The organism is Sulfuritortus calidifontis, from assembly GCF_003967275.1.
GTDB lineage: Bacteria > Pseudomonadota > Gammaproteobacteria > Burkholderiales > Thiobacillaceae > Sulfuritortus > Sulfuritortus calidifontis.
Genome location: NZ_AP018721.1, coordinates 2,384,551 through 2,400,943 on the forward strand (window position 1 = coordinate 2,384,551; position 16,393 = coordinate 2,400,943).

The window sequence follows — 16,393 nt, forward strand, 5'->3', positions numbered from 1 at the left end:
GCGACGAGCATCAGGCGGGTTTCGCATTTCTGGAGACCTGCCATGACCGAACCCGCACAACCGCCCGTGCTCGTCGAGAACATGCTGCTTCTGCGCCGCGAGGACTTCGACGAACTGCTGGATCGTGCCGCCGAGCGTGGGGCCGAGCGTGTCCTGTCCCATCTCGGCCTGGAAAACGGCAGTGCCGCCAAGGACATCCGCGAGCTGCGCGACTTGCTCGAAGCCTGGCGCGATGCCCGCCGAACGGCGTGGCAGACCGCCGTCAAGGTCATCACGACCGGGATTCTGGCCGCGCTGCTGGTGGGAGCCGCCATCAAGCTGAAGCTGATGGGAGGCAGCCAATGATCGAGACCTTGCTCGGTGGGCTGCTCGGCGGGGCGTTTCGTCTGGCGCCCGAGGTCCTGAAATGGCTGGACCGCAAGGGCGAGCGCAGCCATGAACTCGCGATGCAGGACAAGGCGCTGGAGTTCGAGAAGCTGCGCGGCGCCCAGCGGATGGCTGAAATTGGAGCGAGCGCAGATGCCGCGTGGAACAGCGGCGCGATTGAAGCCTTGCGCGAGGCCGTCGCAGCACAAGGGCGTCCCTCAGGCGTGAAGTGGGCCGATGCGCTTTCCACAACGGTCAGGCCGGTGGTCACCTATCTCTTCGTGTTGATGTATGCCGGGGTGAAGCTCTCGACCTTCGTCGGCTCGGTGCAGACGGGGCTGGGATTCGGGCCGGCGCTCATCGCTGCGTGGACGGAAGCGGACCAGGCCTTGCTTGCTGGCATCCTGAACTACTGGTTCCTGAACAGGACCCTCGAAAAATCCCGAGGGGCGGTGTGATGGCGCACACCGGCAGACCCGAGACGCCGCTGCGCTCGCGCTTCTTGGCGAAATTCGCCTTCGACTCGAACACCGGCTGTTGGATATGGACGGGAGCTCGGCATCCACAAGGCTACGGGCTCATCAAACTCAAGGACGGCGCACAGCTGCGTGCGCATCGGGTGGCCTACGAGTTGGCGCATGGGCCAATCCCGGATGGACTGCAAGTCTGTCATCGCTGCGACAACCGGAGATGTGTTCGACCAGGGCACCTGTTTCTCGGCACGGCGAAAGACAACGCTGCCGACATGGTCGCCAAGGGGCGAGCTGCAAGGAACACAGGCGAACGCAACGGCGCTTCCCGCCTGACACGGCAGGACATCGAGGCGATTCGTGCCGATGACAGTCTCTACCGTGAGCTTGCCAGCCGTTTCCGCGTATCGCCTTCGGCCATTGGCCTCATCAAGCGGAGGGAGAGATGGAAGCACGTGTGATCCGCGTCCCGCCGCAGGCGATTGAACTAGCCAAGCGCTTCGAGGGCTTCCATCGCGTGCCCAAGCACGACCCCGGCCGCGCGCATCCTTACGTCTGTCCGGCGGGATACTGGACGATTGGTTACGGCCATCTCTGCGATCCGAAGCATCCGCCGATCACGGAGGCCGAGGCGGAGCGCTACCTGGCGGAAGACCTGAGGATCGCGCTTGCTGCGACGTTGCGCTACTGCCCGGTACTGGCGACCGGGCCCGAGGGGCGGCTGGCTGCCATCGTCGACTTCACCTTCAACCTCGGCGCGGGACGGCTGCAGACGTCGACGCTGCGGCGGCGGGTCAACCAGCGAGACTGGGCTGCCGCCGCAACGGAGCTACGCCGCTGGGTCTACGGCGGCGGAAAGGTACTGCCGGGACTCGTCACGCGGCGGGAGGCAGAGGCCGCTTGGCTGCTTCGCAACGCTTGATTGCAGATGCACGGGAAAGAGCTTGGCTTCGCTGCCGAACAGCGCGTTCATGACATCCGTACCCATCACGGAGCATTGACCATGAGTAATCGATTCAAGCACGCCGTCATCGACGACGTGACCTCGCGCAACATCGACGCCCGCCTGCAAGACCATCTGCTCGATCTGTTCGAATCGGCCATGAAGTCGGTGGCCACAACCCTGGCGCGCGAAGCCAAATTCGACACCACCGACTTCGCCACCGCCAAGGCACGAGGCTGCGAGGGATTCACGCTGTTGGTGAGCCGCACCCGCGCAGACTCGCGCGATGGTTGGTTCGGTGCATTTCAGCGCGGCGACGAACGTCTCGACGTCATCGGCCACCTGGAATAGGTGGTCAATCGTCCAGTTCCGGAACGTCCCAGTCAGCCGGACGAGCTTCGCCGGTTTGGTAGAACTGCTTCACCAGCTTCACGTAGTCCAGAAAATCCCGATTCTCCGTGGCCAGCCGATTGACCATGTCCCAATCGATTTCGTCACGCTCGCGGGCTGGAATCAGCACCTGACTGTCGGCGGGGTTTTCCACGTCCAGCTTGATGAAGCCGATGCCGTGGGCGGCAAAAAGCATCCGCAGTTCTTTCAGCGTATCGGTGCCGCCGATTTCCGCAGCGACCAGATAGCCGAAATTGGCCCACGACGAGTTCGATACGGCCTGAAAGAAGCACTCGCGCACATTCGAACGGTTGATCAGCAGCTTGACCTCGAACGACCACAGCTTGGTGCGCTTGTCGGAATACTGCGTCACGCAGTCGCGCACTTCGCGGTGCCACTCCTTGCCCAAGTCCTCCATACCCACCACGTCCGGGTAAAGCCAGCGGTTGCCGTTCGGCCCGCGCTTGTTCGACGAGCGCTTTTCGTCGATGCGCTTGGAGAACACGCCGAACTCTTCCCACAGGTACTGCGACAGCAGCGGATACAGCGCCCGCTCGTCGAGCTTCGGGCGGCTCGAACCGGCTGCGGGCGTCATCTCCTCGCGCTCGGCAACGGCCACCTCATCGCTGTCGGACAGTTGCGAGTAGTAATAGCGCCGGGGCCGGCCCTCGGTGGTCTTCAGCTCCGGGTGCTTGCGCTGCAGATCGCGATGATGGGCACCGATCTCCGCCACGATCTGCTGCAGCAAATCGGCATCCGTCTGCAACGACTTGCTCCGCGCCTTCTTGGCTTGGCATTCCTGCGGGTAGGTGGCAACAATCCACTCGGCAATCTGTCGGGCGGTGAACTTTTCGTCTGGGCGCGCCTTCAGGTAGTCGACAACCACCTGCATCAAATTCAGTTTCATCCCCGTTCTCCCCGCGTCATACGCCCGCGCCCATCTGCGGCGGCGCTTTCGGCGGCACCGTGCCCGGCTGGTAGGTCGCATCGAACACCATGTCCGTCAGCCAGCGCTTGAAGTTGGGGTTGTCGCTGAACTGCTTGAACAGCTCCGTGTGGTCGGACAGCAGCTCCAACACCACCCGGTTGAGCGCCTTGTCGTGCTCAAGGCGAGCGTTTTGCTTGTCGGAGTTCGCCTGCGCGTTCTGGTAGGCCTTGTCCTGCGCCACCCGCGCCGGGATTTCCTCGGTGATGACCTTGCGGATCTTGTCTTCGTCCTTCCATTCGATGTTGCCGAACAGGTCGTTGAATTCGCGCACGATGTTCGAGAGCTTGTCGATCTCGGGCTCCAGCTTGCCCCCCCCGCCGCCCGGCGGCACAGGCTCGACGGTGGCATCTGCGTCGTCCATCGCCATCTTCAGCGCCGCTTTGGCCTCTACCCGGTAGCTGTCCATGTCGATGGTCTCCAGCACGCCCTTGGAGAGATCCTCCTCCTTGGGCGCGGGCAGCTTGGGGATGAGGAAGTTCAGGAAGATCGACAGCTTTTCCCACGCCAGATGGCCGTAGCTCAGGATCGCGGCCAGAAAGCCGTAACTGCGCACGAAGGCCTTGGCCTTGCCCTTGAACTTGACCTGGTCGTCCTCGCCGAGCTGGTCGGTGTATTCGGCCACGCACGCATCGAGGATCGGATCGAGTTTGTCCCGGTCTGCGCCGCTCAAGTACAGCGCCACCAGGTCTTCCACCTGCTGCCAGCTATACACCTGCTGGGCGTCGAGTTCGGCCTTCAGGTCGTGCAGCTTGTTGGCGTCGGTTTCGCCGGTCTGGATGGTGGCGCGGTAGTAGTCCTGGAACGCCGCCTTCACGGCCTCGGCGTTGTCGGCGAAGTCGAGCACGAAGGTGTCGTGCTTCTGCGGATGCGCCCGGTTCAGGCGTGACAGGGTCTGCACAGCCAGCACGCCTGCCAGCGGCTTGTCCACGTACATCGTGTGCAGCAAGGGTTCGTCAAAGCCGGTGACGAACTTGTTGGCCACGATCAGGAATCGATACGGGTCTTGCTTGAAATTCGCGGGAATGTCCTTGCTCGGAAACCCGTTGAGATCGGCCTCAGTCTTCTTTTGCCCGCCGATCTCGAACTCGCCCGAGTACGCCACGATGGCCTTGTACGGGCTCTTGATCTCGTTGAGGTAGTCCGACACCTCGCGCCAGTAGTCGATAGCCCGTGCGATGCCGTTGCACACGATCATGGCCCGCGCCTTGCCGCCGATCTTCTGCTTGCCCGCCACCTGCGCGATGAAGTGATCGACCATGATCTCGGCCTTGCGGCGGATGGCCTTGTCGTGCGATTCGACGTAGTGGCGGATTTTCTTCAGCGCCTTGGCCTTGTCGAATTCCGGGTCATCCGCTACCGTCTTGGCCACCTGGTAGAAGCTCTCCACGGGGGTGTAGTGCTCCACCACGTCGAGGATGAACTTCTCCTGGATGGCCTGCTTGGTGGTGTAGGTCAGCTCTTCGGGCGAGCGGAACTGCACCTGGTCGCCGACCATGACCTTCTCGCCGAACAGCTCCAGGGTCTTGTTCTTGGGGGTGGCCGTGAAGGCAAAGTAGCTGGCGTTGGCCAGCAGCTTGCGCGAAGCGATGCGCTTCTCGATTTCCGCGTTCACCGCATCCTGGGTGCTGTCCTCTTCCAACGGCTCCTCGTCGGTCGTTTCGCTCGCCACTTGAGCGGCGGCCTTGCCGCCGAGGGCTTCGTGCATCCGCGCCGTGGTCTTGCCGCCCTGACTGGAATGCGCCTCATCGATCAACAGCGCAAAGCGCTTGCTGGAAAGGTCTTCCAGCTCATCGAGGATGAACGGGAATTTCTGCACCGTGGTGACGATGATCTTCTTGCCCCGGCGCAGGTATTCGCGCAGCTCCTGCGCGTTGTCGGAGTGGCCGAAGATCGCCGCCACGTGGTCGTAACCCTTGATGGTGCGGGCAATCTGCGTGTCCAGCGCGCGCCGGTCGGTGATGACGATGATGGAGTCGAACTGCGGCTTCGAAGGGTCGTCCTTGCGGCGCAGCTCCACCAACTGGTGCGCCAGCCAGGCAATCGTGTTGCTCTTGCCGCTGCCTGCCGAATGCTGGATCAGATAGCGCTGGCCCACCCCGTCTTCGCGGGCGCGGCGCAGCAGCGCACGCACCGTGCGCAACTGATGAAAGCGCGGGAAGATCTGCTTGCGCTTCTTGCGTTTCTTGCCGCTGGCATCCGCCTCTTCCTCCTCCACCACCTGCGCGTAACTCTCGATGATGTTGGCCAGCGATTCGCGGGTCAGCACCTGTTTCCACAGGTAATCGGTTTTCAGACCATGCGGGTTGGGCGGGTTGCCCGCGCCGCTGTTCCAGCCCTGGTTGAATGGCAGGAACCACGAGGCCTTGCCCTTGAGCTCGGTACAGAACGCGGCCTCGTTGTCGTCCACCGCGAAATGCGCCACGCAACGCCCCAACTGGAACAGCAGCTCCCGGGGCTCTCGCGTGGTCTGGTACTGGACGATGGCATCAGCCAGGGTTTGCTTGGTCAGCGAGTTCTTCAACTCGAAGGTCAGCACCGGCAGCCCGTTGATGAAGATCACCAAATCCAGCTCGTTGCCGGACTCGTTGCTGTAGCGCAGCTGCCGGGTGACGCTGAAGATGTTCTTGCCGAAGGACTCCGCCGCCGTCGCGTTGCCCGGCGTGGGCAGCAGCTTGTAGAGATCGACGTGGACCGGCCCGTGGCTCACGCCCTTGCGCAGCACGTCCACCACGCCGCGTTTGGTGATCTCGCCCTGCAGCCGGTGCAGGAACTGGGTGCGCTTGATGCCGTCGGCCGCCAGTTCCAGCGTGTCCACCGCCTGGGGCTGGGTGGCCTGCAAGAAGGCCAGCAACTGCGCCACATCCAGCGCCACATCGCGGTTGTAGTCGCTAGCCTTGCCCAGCACGTAGCCGTTGTGGGTGGCGGCGAAGTCCGTGGGGGCCAGCGCATGGCTGTACTCGGGCTGCGGCACACCGGTCAAGCCGCGCACCACGCGCGCCTCGAACCAGCGCTCGCTGGTGTCAGTCTTCGCCATCGCCATCCTCCTCTTCGGTCACATCTTCGTTGTCATCGCCCAGCGCGGAAAGCAGCGCGTCGTCCACCACGTCGTCCGGGCCGGGTTGCCAGCCGCGCACGTCCACTTGACCGGTGACCACATCGGCAATCAGGCGGTCGCGGTATTCGCGGATCAACTTGATTTCGTCTTCGGTGCGGGCGATGGCTTCGTCCAAGTCCTTCGTCTCGCGCAATATGTGCGACAGGATCGCTTCCTGTTCATCTTGGCGTGGAATGGAGAGCCGGACATTGCCGATGAACGTCCAATCGGCACGCGGCATCTTCGCGCCCGCCGTGGAGCTGTTAATCAGGTCAATTACGCGCTTGCAGCGCAATAGTTGCTCAAGATACGCAGGAAGGATGAGTTCCTTGCGCGCCCGTAGCACGAGAAACTCGCTCACGCATACGCCAGCGCGGCGCGCCCGCGTTACCTTCGCCAAGTACGGACGGAGCTTTCCGAACAGAACGTCGTCGGCGACAAACCGTTTCACCGTGCTGGCAAATTCGACTTCGCCCTCAAGCGGCCGCGCCACGCCAGTCCAACTTTGAACGTGCTCCAGTGCCAGATAAATTTCGTCGCTGGCCTTGGTCGTGGTCTGGTTCGTAGTGTTACTGGCGAGGAACTTCAAACGGCGAAGCTCCCAATGCTCCGGCACCTCGCCCAGCCATTCGATGCCGGAGGGCTTAAAGCGCACATTGGGGTCAAGCCCGCGGGTGACGGCGCGGTCGATGAGGGCGAGCTTCTGTTCGGTGAGCAGCTTGATGAGCTCGCGCTTGGCCTTGATGAAGCGGGCGATGTGCGCGTCCTGCGCGCGCAGGTAGGCGACGATCTGGTCTTGCTCGGGGCGCGGGGGCTGGAGCAGCGGAATATCGAGAAACTGGTTCGGATACAGGCGCAGGCGCGATGATCGAATACCGGTAGAGCGCCCGATGTATTCGGCAACGTAGGCGCGGATGCGCAACAGGTAGTCGAGATAGGCCGGGTTGAAGCTGTCGGCGCGGTAGGGGCGGTACACGCCATAGGCCGGACTGACGATGCCCACGTGCCTGCTCGCACCAAGCGCCGCCATCCAGGCCCACAGCGTGTTGATGACGATGTCACCGGGGCGGCAGAGTTTGGAGCCAACATAGCTCGCCGCCTTGAACATCGTGACCTTTTTTTGACTGCGGGGGGTAACGCCAGTGAGGTGAGACACCGACAGCAGTTCTTCCTGTCCGGTCTTCGAGCGCTCATCCACCTCTCGGAAAAAGGTTTTGGCGCGTTGCTCGTTCCAGTGTTCCGGCACAGCGGGCAACCAGCGCATCTTCGGCTGCCGGTAGTTGGGGTACGGGCTCGCCACCGCCATCACGCGCCCCCCACGATCTTCTTCAGCAGCCCTTCGCTCTCGGCCATCACGCGCAGAAGATCGGCGCGTATTTCGTCCAGCGTGCGCAGCGGCACGGGCTTGTAGAAGTAGCGGGCAAACGAAATCTCGTAGCCGATCTGGGTCTTGTCGGTGGCGATCCAGGCATCCGGCGCGTGTGGCAGCACTTCGCGCTCGAAAAAGGCTTCGATGCCGCCCGGCTCCTTCAACGGCACCTGCTCGGTGTCGCGCAGCTCGGGGTCGGGCTCGTATTCGACGAGGTAGCGCTCCTTGCCCACGGTCTCCAGATAGCGGCCATCGAAGCCGGGCTCGAAAGGCTCGCCTGCCTTGAGCTTGCTGCGGCGGGCGACAACCGGCGGCGAGGTTTCGTCGCGCCAGCTCACCGCCTTGTAAATGGCTTTCTTCTCCGCCGCGCTCAAGCGTTCGCCCTGTGCCTTGAGCGTGTCCTCGAAGCGCTCGCGGAAGATGTTGTGGTCGTCGAACACGGCGCGGCCTAGCGCCTGTTGTGCCCGCTGCGCCACTTCCATGAGCGCCTTGTCGCGCAGCCAAGTCGAAGCATCGAGCAGCTTCTTGCGGCGGTTGGCGGGCACGGCCTTGCGGGCGGCGGGAGCTTCGCCATCATCGCCGCTGTCGCTGTCTTCGCTGTCGTCGTCTTCGTTCTCGTCCTCGCCCTTCAGCCACGCCTCGATGGCGGGTTTGCGCTTGGCGAACTCGGTATAGAGCGCCTCGCCATGGGTGGCGTAGATCTCGGCGCGCAGCGCCTCATCCCCCGAGGCAAAGCGCAGGGATTCAATGCGTTCGTCCGAGAGCTGGCTTTTCAGGCGCAGCGGGCGCTCGACGGTGATCTTCCAGTAGCCGAAATCGGCGTTGTCGAACCATTTGCTTTCGGCGGTTTCCTGCGGCTGGCCCAGATACAGGTCGAGGATGCGGGCGATGTCGGCCTCGGAGAGTTCGCAGTTTTTCTTGCCGAGGTTGCGGCGCAGCGGCTGAAACCACTGGCTGGCGTCGATCAACTGAACTTTGCCTTTGCGGTGGGCGGCCTTCTTGTTGGCCAGCACCCAGATGTAGGTGGCGATGCCGGTGTTGTAGAAGATGTTGAGCGGCAGGGCGATGATGGCTTCGAGCCAGTCGTTTTCCAGCACCCAGCGGCGGATGTTGCTCTCGCCCTGGCCCGCGTCGCCGGTGAACAGCGCCGAGCCGTTGTGCACCAGGGCGATGCGGCTGCCCAGGGGCGTGTTGTGCTTCATTTTTTGCAGCTTGTTCACCAGGAACATGAGCTGCCCGTCGCTGGAGCGGGTGATGAGCTTGAACTCCGGGTCGCCGCCGTGGCTGACGATGAAGCGCGGGTCGTTGAATTCCTTCTTGCCGCCCATGCGCTCCAGATCGGTCTTCCAGCTCTTGCCGTAGGGCGGGTTGGAGATCATGAAGTCGAATTCGCGGCTGCGGAACTGGTCGTTGGAGAGGGTGGATTTGTCCGCACCGCCGACGATGTTCTGGCTTTGCTCGCCCTCGCCCTTGATCAGCAGATCGGCTTTACAGATGGCATAGGTCTCGTCGTTGATCTCCTGCCCAAACAGATGGATGGATACGTCTTTGCCGTGGGCTTGGGCCAGTTGCTGCAAGGTTTCTTCGGCGACGGTGAGCATGCCGCCGGTGCCGCATGCGCCGTCATAGAGGGTGTAGGTTCCCGATTCGATGCGGTCGGCTACGGGCAGGAACAGCAGCTTGGCCATGAGCTGCACGACGTCGCGCGGCGTGAAGTGTTCGCCGGCCTCTTCGTTGTTCTCCTCATTGAAGCGGCGGATCAGTTCCTCGAACACTGAGCCCATGGCGTGGTTGTCCAGCGCGGGCAGCTTGATGCGGCCGTCGGCATCCTTCACCGGCAGCGGCGACAGGTTGATCTCGGGGTTGAGGAAGTCCTCGATCAGGTAGCCCAGGACGTGGGAATCCACCAGCTTCTGAATCTGGTTGCGGAAGTTGAACTTGGTGAGGATTTCCTGCACGTTGGGCGAAAAGCCGTCCAGGTATGCAATGAAGTCATCGCGCAGCCGCTGCCCCGCCGCGCTGGCCTTCAGCTTGGCCAGCGTGAATTCCGAGACGTTGTAGAAGGCTTGGCCTGCCGCCATGCGCAGCGCACCGTCCTGCTCGGCCACCTTGTGAGCGTCGAGAAACTTCTTGCGCTCCAGCACCGCGTCTTTCGTCGGTTCGAGCACGGCATCGAGCCGCCGCAGCACGGTGAAGGGCAGGATCACGTCGCGGTACTTGCCGCGCACGTAAACGTCGCGCAGGCGGTCGTCCGCGATGTTCCAGATGAAGTCGGAGATCCACTTGATCTGGCTTTGGTCTTGTTGTTTTGTTGGTTTCATCAAATTCGGTTTCTCATTCATCGCTTTGTTTGTACAACTGGGGCTTGGTAACCCGGAGCCAGCTTGGCGTTCTCGACGCCGTACAGCGCCAGCGGATCGGCCAGCCACAGGCGGTATTGCTCTTCGGTGAGGCGATGGTCGGGCGAGCAGTCCACGCTCCAGCGCAGCAGCATGTAGCCCGCCACCGCCGCGCGCACCCGTACCCGCAGCGAGCCGCCCACCATCGCGTAGTCCCGCTCGATGATCTCGGGGCGCTCAAGGCGCGGGTGCGGCACGAGCTCCAGTTCGACGATGCGCGTCCACTGGATGTCGTGATCGGGCCGCTCAAAGGCCTGGGCTCCGTCATCCTGCAAAGTCGGCGCTTCGATGCGCGTGAGGACGAAGTCCCGGAACTCGCCCCGCAGACGATCAAAGGCCCGCACGTGCCAGCGCAGGCCGGTGTCCACCAGCGCGAAGGGAACGATGATCCTCTCGGTCTCACCGCTCGTCATTGAGTGGTAGCGAATGGCGAGGGGCCGCTTGGCGTGGATCGCCCGGCAGACCGGGGCCAACACCTCCATCCTGGGGTTGGAGAGAACAGCGGGCGACTCGCACGGCAGCAGCGGTTGCAAGGACCGGGCCGGGCTATTCACGCCTTCGCCAAACCCATGGGCCAGCGCCGACAGCACGCGCTGCGGGGCGTGCTCGAACAGGGGGGAAAACGCCTGTCCGATACGGTAGACCTTGTGGCTGCCGTCAAAAAGGATGTTCTGCGGCGCGATTTCCCGGTACAGCGCCAAGTCACGCGTGGCCCCGGCCGGCGCCACCCCGAAGCGCTCGATGAGGTCGGGACGGCCGATCTCACCGAAAAAGTAGAGCCGGAAGTCGATGTAGGCCAGCCGCTCGCGCTGGGCGTGGCTCAAGGTCTCGACGCGCTGAGGTTGGGTCACCGAAGGTTCCTCATCCAAGACGGACGACCGAAAGGCTGCGATTGGTTTTATGTTTGTCCATTGCTAGGCGACTCACATCATCAAACTGATGACATTATGCGCCACAATCTGGACGGCAACAACACGGAGATGGCCGAGCCTTGGGAGGCGAGTTCGATTCCGTGCTTGGAGGTTGAACCAGCGTCCTCGAAAGACGGTTGGGCGCGACATGCGTGCCCCAAATGACAACGATCCGTGTAGAATCGCCGCCCAAGCATGCTTATGGGGACTCATTGCAGCCGTGATAGGCCGCGTGGCGTCGCCCCAGCACCACCACCATTCAGCGCCCAACCGTTCTCGGTTGGGCGTTTTCGTTTCGGCATTCCGCGACACCACGCGGGGTTCCGGGCCGTTCCGCCTGCGCCGCGCCCCACTGCCGGGGGCGGCTGAATGGGGCAGGTTCGACTCCGATCTGCCCTCTCTTCTCTCGAAACCTGCGCCAACTTCTTGGCGCAAGCGCACGCAAGCGGCCTTGCGCCACCGTGACTTACACCTGCGTCACGCAGAGCCTGATGGCGCGCGACAGTGGTGACTGTTCGATATGCAGCCGCTCCGCAGCGCGGGCGAAGTGCAGCTCCTCGGCAACGGCCAGAAAGTACCGAAGGTGACGAAATTCCATGAGTCGATGTCCCTGTAAAGCTCGAAGGAGTCTGTCGTGGTGCCGTAACGGCGTTCATCGTTGTTCCTTTCAAGCGGTTACGCCCTCATGTGCGGGCTCTGCCGTGACATCCTCTTCTTGCTCGTCCGGGCGATGGGCCAGCCGATACAGAATCGGTAGCACCAGCAGCGTCAGCACGGTGGAAGACAAGATGCCTCCGATCACTACGGTAGCCAGCGGGCGTTGCACTTCCGCGCCCGTTCCCGTGGCGATGGCCATCGGGATGAAGCCCAGCGACGCCACCAAGGCCGTCATCAACACGGGGCGCAAGCGGGTCAGCGCGCCCTCGCGGATGGCTGCGTCCAGCGGCGTTCCGCCCTCTCGCAGGCTGCGGATGTAGGAAATCATCACCAGGCCATTGAGCACGGCAACGCCCGATAGCGCGATGAAGCCCACGGCGGCCGAGATGGACATGGGAATGTCGCGCAGCCACAGCGCCAGGATGCCGCCGGTCAGTGCGAACGGAATGCCGGTAAAAACCAGCAAGCCATCCTTGACATTGCCGAACATGGCAAACAGCAGCACGAAGACCAGCAGCAGCGACACCGGAACGACGATCTGCAAACGCTGCGTGGCGGATTGCAGGTTCTCGAAAGTGCCGCCCCAGCTCGTCCAGTAGCCTGTGGGAATCTTGACCTGCGCCAGCGCAGCCTCGGCGTCGGCCACGAAGGAGCCGACGTCGCGGCCACGCACGTTGGCGCTCACCACGATGCGGCGCTTGCCGTTTTCCCGGCTGACCTGGTTGGGGCCGGGTGCCAGCTCGAAGCTCGCCACCTCGGCCAGTTGGATGAAGTTGGTTCGTCCTTCGCCGCCACCTGTGCCGCGTGGCAACGGAATCGGCAGGCGCTTCATGCTTTCAAGGTCGTTGCGCAGGGACTCCGGCAGCCGAACCAGGATGTCAAATCGACGGTCCCCTTCAAACAGCGTACCGGCCTCGCGCCCGCCGATGGCCGTGGCCACTGCATCTTGGATGTCGGCCACGTTCAGCCCGTAGCGCGCGGACTTCTGACGATCAATGTTGACCGTGAGCATCGGCAATCCTGTGGTCTGTTCAACTTTGACCTCAGACGCACCGGGGATCTTCTGCAACATGGACGAGACTTCTTCGGCTGTCTTGTTCAATACGTCCATGTCGTCGCCGAAGATCTTCACCGCCACATCGCTGCGGACCCCTGAAATGAGTTCGTTGAAGCGCAATTGGATAGGCTGCGAGAACTCGTAGTTGTTGCCCGGCACCTTGCCCACGACCTCCTGAATGGCCGCCAGCAATTCGTCGCGCGACTTGCGCGGCTCAGGCCACTCTGACATTGGCTTGAGCATGATGTAGCCGTCAGAAATGTTCGGTGGCATGGGGTCGGAGGCAATTTCCGCCGTTCCAGTGCGTGCAAATACACGGTCGATCTCGGGAAATTTGGCTTTCAGCGTGGCTTCCAGTTGCTGCTGCATCGCAACCGATTGCGAAAGGCTGGTGCCCGGAATGCGCAGCGCCTGGATGGCGAAATCGCCTTCGTTCAGGCTGGGCACGAACTCGCTGCCCATTCGGGTGGCGATCAGGCCGCACAGCACCACTGCCACGGCTGCGGCAGCCAACACAACAGCCTTGGCTGCCATCACGCGATCTAGCAAGGGACCGTACCAGCGCTTGGCTTGCACCATCAAGAAGTTTTCCTTTTCGCTGACACGGTTGCCAATGAACAGTGCGACCGCAGCCGGAATGAAGGTCACCGACAGGATCATGGCCCCCACGAGTGCAGCCACCACCGTGAACGCCATCGGGTGGAACATCTTCCCTTCCACCCCCGTCAGGGCGAAGATGGGCAGGTAGACCACCATGATGATGAGTTGCCCGAACAGCAGCGCGCGGCGTGATTCCTTCGATGCCAGGAACACCTCGTGAAAGCGTTCCGCCCGCGTCAACGGCCTGCCGTAGTGCGCCTGTGCATGGGCCAGGCGTCGCACGCAGTTCTCGACGATCACCACCGCTCCGTCGATGATGATGCCGAAGTCCAGCGCCCCGAGGCTCATCAGGTTGGCGCTCACCTTGTAATGCACCATGCCAGTGAAGGTGAACAGCATCGACAAAGGAATCACCGTCGCCGTGATGATGGCCGCGCGGATGTTGCCCAGGAACAGAAACAGGATCACGATCACCAGGATCGCGCCTTCCAGCAGATTCTTCTTCACCGTGGCGATAGCCTTGTCCACCAGCACGGTGCGGTCGTAGACCGTCACCGCATGCACGCCCTCGGGCAAGCTGCGGTTGATCTCCACCATCTTCTTGTCCACGGCCTGCGAAACCGTACGGCTGTTCTGACCGATGAGCATGAAGACGGTGCCCAGCACCACTTCACGGCCATTGGCCGTAGCAGCACCGGTGCGAAGCTCACGTCCGATGCCGACCTCGGCCACATCACGCACCCGAATCGGCACACCACCCGCGCTGCTGAGGATGACATTGCCGATGTCCTCAAGTGTCTTGACCTGCCCGGGGGCTCGAATCAGGTACTGCTCACCGCGCTTTTCGATATAACCCGCGCCCACGTTGCCGTTGTTGCGATCCAGTGCCGTCACAATGTCCTGCAGGGTGACGCCTAGCGAGGCCAGTCGCTCGGGTATCGGTGAGATTTGGTATTCCTTGGCAAAACCACCAATCGAGTTGATTTCTGTCACGCCGGGCACATTGCGCAACTGCGGCTTGATGATCCAGTCTTGAATCTCGCGCAGATCGGTGGCCGTGTAGGGCTGGCCATCCGGTTTTTTCGCACCATCCTTGGCCTCGACTGTCCAGAGGTAAATCTCACCCAAGCCTGTCGATATGGGCCCCATTGCAGGAGTGATTCCGGGAGGCAGTTTGTCCCGGGCCTCCTGGATGCGTTCATTGACCAACTGGCGCGCGAAGTAGATGTCGGTGCCATCCTTGAAGATCACAGTCACTTGCGACAGCCCGTAGCGGGACAAGGAACGGGTCTGCTCCAGATTGGGAAGACCCGCCATCGCGGTTTCAATCGGGTAAGTCACACGCTGCTCGATTTCCAGAGGGGAATATCCCGGCGCTTGGGTGTTAATCTGCACTTGGACATTGGTGATGTCCGGGACAGCATCGATAGGTAGCTTTTGGTAGTTGAACACGCCGATGGCAGCCATACCAAAGACCGCCAGCAACACCAACCATCGGTGCTCGATGGCTGCGCGAATGAGTTTTTCAAACATGTGTGTCGCTCCGGTATCAATGGGTGTGTTCGGCAGAGGCTTTGCCAAGCTCTGACTTCACAACAAAGCTGCCCGCCGACGCATACCGTGCCCCGGCTCTGAGCCCTTGCAACACCTCGACGCGCTTGCCATCGCTGCGGCCCAACTGCACGGGCTGAGCAATGAATCCCCCATTCACCTTTAGGAACACCACTGGCTTACCGCCGACGGTCTGAATGGCATCACTGGCCACTGTCACGGGCACGTCAGCCTCAGAGGAGGTCACTTCCACGTTGACGAACAGCCCAGGACGCCAAGCACCTTTCGGGTTGGCCAATACCACTCGGGCTTTGGCCATACGGGTTTGTTCGCCAATCAGCGACCCAACAAAGGTGATGACGCCAGTAGCGCTGGCATCGAATGCAGTTGCCTTGATGGTCACTTTTTCGCCGACTCTAACCAGCGGCAAGTCCTTGGCTGGCACGTTGATTTCAGCCCAAACCTGCCCCAGATCGGACACGGTAAACACGGCAGCGTCTTCCTTGACGGCTTCACCGAGGCTGAGATGTTTTTCAATCACCAAGCCATCGAATGGCGCACGCAATTCAAAACGGTTAAGCCCCCCCTGAGAACCTGGGGCCAGCCCCAAAGCGGATAGCTTCTGTTGAGCGTTGGCCACAGCGACTTCCGCCTCGTGCAGCGCTTGCCCTGCTTGCAGATAGTCTTGCTCTGCGGAAATTTTTTGCTCCCAGAGCCGCTTTTCACGCTCGAACGTGATCTTCGCCAGGGCCAGACGTTTTTGTGCGGTTTGCAGTTCACTGCGTTGCTCAGACGCGGCCGGGCTGGCAATGACTGCGAGAACCTGTCCCTTCTTGACTGCTTGACCCAGACTGGCCTGAACGCTCTCGACCACTCCTGCAATGCGTGGGACAACGTGCGAAGTCCGGTCTTCGTTCAAGCGAATTTCCCCGGGCAATTGCAGGACGGACTTGATTCGTGCCGCGCCAGCCGTGTCGATGCTAATGGATGCCGCTTTGATTTGCTCATCACTGAGTTCGACCTTCCCCTCTTCTTGGTTGAGCACGAACATGAAGGTTTCGTTGGCGGTCTGGGCAACGATGCTTATTTCAAACGCGTGCGGCTCCGGCACGACCTCGCGGCTCAACAGGCTGTCCTTGTCAGGTGCGAAATTTAGAGTCTGCTTCTCTCCGGTCAAGCGCGTGATGGTGGCGCTGACCTTGGCTGCGCCGCTGGGTAGAGGCTTGTCCTTATCGAACAACCAGATGCGCAAACGGGGTTCGCCGCCGTCCTCGGCCAGCAACGCTTCCAGCCCGAAATCCCCCTCCTTGAACAGCTTGCCTCCATGCGGCCCCTTGGTCGGGGCCTCGTGGTGCTCGCCGTCCGCATGACCCTTGTCGTGGTCGTGTTTGTCTCCACTCTCCTTGCCGTGATGCTCACCATCACTGTGTGCCTTGGCTTCAACGTGGCTGCCGTGACCGTGGCCGTCATCTTCGGCTGTCTTGGTTGCTTTGCCGCCGAGAATGGCGCTGCCCAGTACAACGCCCGTCGCAACGATCACGGCGATGGCGATCAGATGCTTCTTGCTGACATTCAGTTTGTTGGTATCGATTTTCATG

At 61.9% G+C, this 16,393-nt stretch carries 13 protein-coding genes; 5 read left to right on the forward strand and 8 right to left on the reverse strand.

The window, feature by feature from the left end:
* Positions 1-42: 42 nt before the first annotated feature.
* The 5 genes from EL388_RS12115 to EL388_RS12135 all read left to right on the forward strand — a co-directional run bounded on the left by EL388_RS12115 (position 43) and on the right by EL388_RS12135 (position 2,130).
* Positions 43-345, forward strand: coding sequence for a DUF6127 family protein (locus EL388_RS12115; RefSeq protein ID WP_126463652.1), 303 nt, complete (start codon positions 43-45; stop codon positions 343-345).
* Complete coding sequence (locus EL388_RS12120) at positions 342-824, forward strand: hypothetical protein (protein ID WP_126463653.1); 483 nt, start codon at positions 342-344, stop codon at positions 822-824. The genes EL388_RS12115 and EL388_RS12120 overlap by 4 nt, the downstream gene beginning before the upstream one ends.
* On the forward strand, positions 824-1,297 hold the full coding sequence (locus EL388_RS12125; protein WP_126463654.1) for an HNH endonuclease signature motif containing protein: 474 nt from the start codon (positions 824-826) through the stop codon (positions 1,295-1,297). Before EL388_RS12120 ends, EL388_RS12125 begins: the two co-directional genes overlap by 1 nt.
* On the forward strand, positions 1,282-1,758 hold the full coding sequence (locus tag EL388_RS12130) for a lysozyme (RefSeq protein ID WP_232019131.1): 477 nt from the start codon (positions 1,282-1,284) through the stop codon (positions 1,756-1,758). The genes EL388_RS12125 and EL388_RS12130 overlap by 16 nt, the downstream gene beginning before the upstream one ends.
* 81 nt (positions 1,759-1,839) lie before the next feature.
* Positions 1,840-2,130 carry a hypothetical protein gene (locus EL388_RS12135; protein ID WP_126463655.1) on the forward strand — a complete coding sequence of 97 codons (291 nt, stop codon included), beginning with the start codon at positions 1,840-1,842 and terminating at the stop codon, positions 2,128-2,130.
* Between the two features lie 4 nt (positions 2,131-2,134).
* Here EL388_RS12135 and EL388_RS14270 read toward each other — a convergent pair whose 3' ends face one another.
* From EL388_RS14270 to EL388_RS12175, 8 genes are all read right to left on the reverse strand, one after another.
* Positions 2,135-3,076: a COG2958 family protein gene (locus EL388_RS14270; RefSeq protein ID WP_126463656.1), complete on the reverse strand. Its 942-nt coding sequence runs from the start codon at positions 3,074-3,076 to the stop codon at positions 2,135-2,137.
* Between the two features lie 16 nt (positions 3,077-3,092).
* A complete protein-coding gene (locus EL388_RS12145) occupies positions 3,093-6,191 on the reverse strand; it encodes a type I restriction endonuclease subunit R (RefSeq protein WP_126463657.1) in 3,099 nt (1,032 codons plus the stop codon).
* On the reverse strand, positions 6,178-7,557 hold the full coding sequence (locus EL388_RS12150) for a restriction endonuclease subunit S (protein ID WP_126463658.1): 1,380 nt from the start codon (positions 7,555-7,557) through the stop codon (positions 6,178-6,180). Before EL388_RS12150 ends, EL388_RS12145 begins: the two co-directional genes overlap by 14 nt.
* Positions 7,557-9,941, reverse strand: a complete 2,385-nt coding sequence (locus tag EL388_RS12155) for a type I restriction-modification system subunit M (RefSeq protein ID WP_126463659.1) — start codon at positions 9,939-9,941, stop codon at positions 7,557-7,559. The genes EL388_RS12150 and EL388_RS12155 overlap by 1 nt, the downstream gene beginning before the upstream one ends.
* Before the next feature lie 17 nt (positions 9,942-9,958).
* On the reverse strand, positions 9,959-10,870 hold the full coding sequence (locus EL388_RS12160) for a helix-turn-helix transcriptional regulator (RefSeq protein WP_172599404.1): 912 nt from the start codon (positions 10,868-10,870) through the stop codon (positions 9,959-9,961).
* A gap of 526 nt (positions 10,871-11,396) precedes the next feature.
* On the reverse strand, positions 11,397-11,528 hold the full coding sequence (locus EL388_RS12165; RefSeq protein ID WP_476755997.1) for a LysR family transcriptional regulator: 132 nt from the start codon (positions 11,526-11,528) through the stop codon (positions 11,397-11,399).
* Between the two features lie 69 nt (positions 11,529-11,597).
* Entirely contained in the window at positions 11,598-14,777 is a 3,180-nt protein-coding gene (locus tag EL388_RS12170; protein ID WP_126463660.1) for a CusA/CzcA family heavy metal efflux RND transporter, read from the reverse strand.
* Between the two features lie 16 nt (positions 14,778-14,793).
* A complete protein-coding gene (locus tag EL388_RS12175) occupies positions 14,794-16,392 on the reverse strand; it encodes an efflux RND transporter periplasmic adaptor subunit (protein ID WP_126463661.1) in 1,599 nt (532 codons plus the stop codon).
* Position 16,393 lies beyond the last annotated feature (1 nt).

Coding starts and splice junctions, on each gene's coding strand:
- EL388_RS12115 (WP_126463652.1), top strand. CDS start 43: ATGACCGAACCCGCACAACCGCCCGTGCTCGTCGAGAACATGCTGCTT.
- EL388_RS12120 (WP_126463653.1), top strand. CDS start 342: ATGATCGAGACCTTGCTCGGTGGGCTGCTCGGCGGGGCGTTTCGTCTG.
- EL388_RS12125 (WP_126463654.1), top strand. CDS start 824: ATGGCGCACACCGGCAGACCCGAGACGCCGCTGCGCTCGCGCTTCTTG.
- EL388_RS12130 (WP_232019131.1), top strand. CDS start 1,282: ATGGAAGCACGTGTGATCCGCGTCCCGCCGCAGGCGATTGAACTAGCC.
- EL388_RS12135 (WP_126463655.1), top strand. CDS start 1,840: ATGAGTAATCGATTCAAGCACGCCGTCATCGACGACGTGACCTCGCGC.
- EL388_RS14270 (WP_126463656.1), bottom strand. CDS start 3,076: ATGAAACTGAATTTGATGCAGGTGGTTGTCGACTACCTGAAGGCGCGC.
- EL388_RS12145 (WP_126463657.1), bottom strand. CDS start 6,191: ATGGCGAAGACTGACACCAGCGAGCGCTGGTTCGAGGCGCGCGTGGTG.
- EL388_RS12150 (WP_126463658.1), bottom strand. CDS start 7,557: ATGGCGGTGGCGAGCCCGTACCCCAACTACCGGCAGCCGAAGATGCGC.
- EL388_RS12155 (WP_126463659.1), bottom strand. CDS start 9,941: ATGAAACCAACAAAACAACAAGACCAAAGCCAGATCAAGTGGATCTCC.
- EL388_RS12165 (WP_476755997.1), bottom strand. CDS start 11,528: ATGGAATTTCGTCACCTTCGGTACTTTCTGGCCGTTGCCGAGGAGCTG.
- EL388_RS12170 (WP_126463660.1), bottom strand. CDS start 14,777: ATGTTTGAAAAACTCATTCGCGCAGCCATCGAGCACCGATGGTTGGTG.
- EL388_RS12175 (WP_126463661.1), bottom strand. CDS start 16,392: ATGAAAATCGATACCAACAAACTGAATGTCAGCAAGAAGCATCTGATC.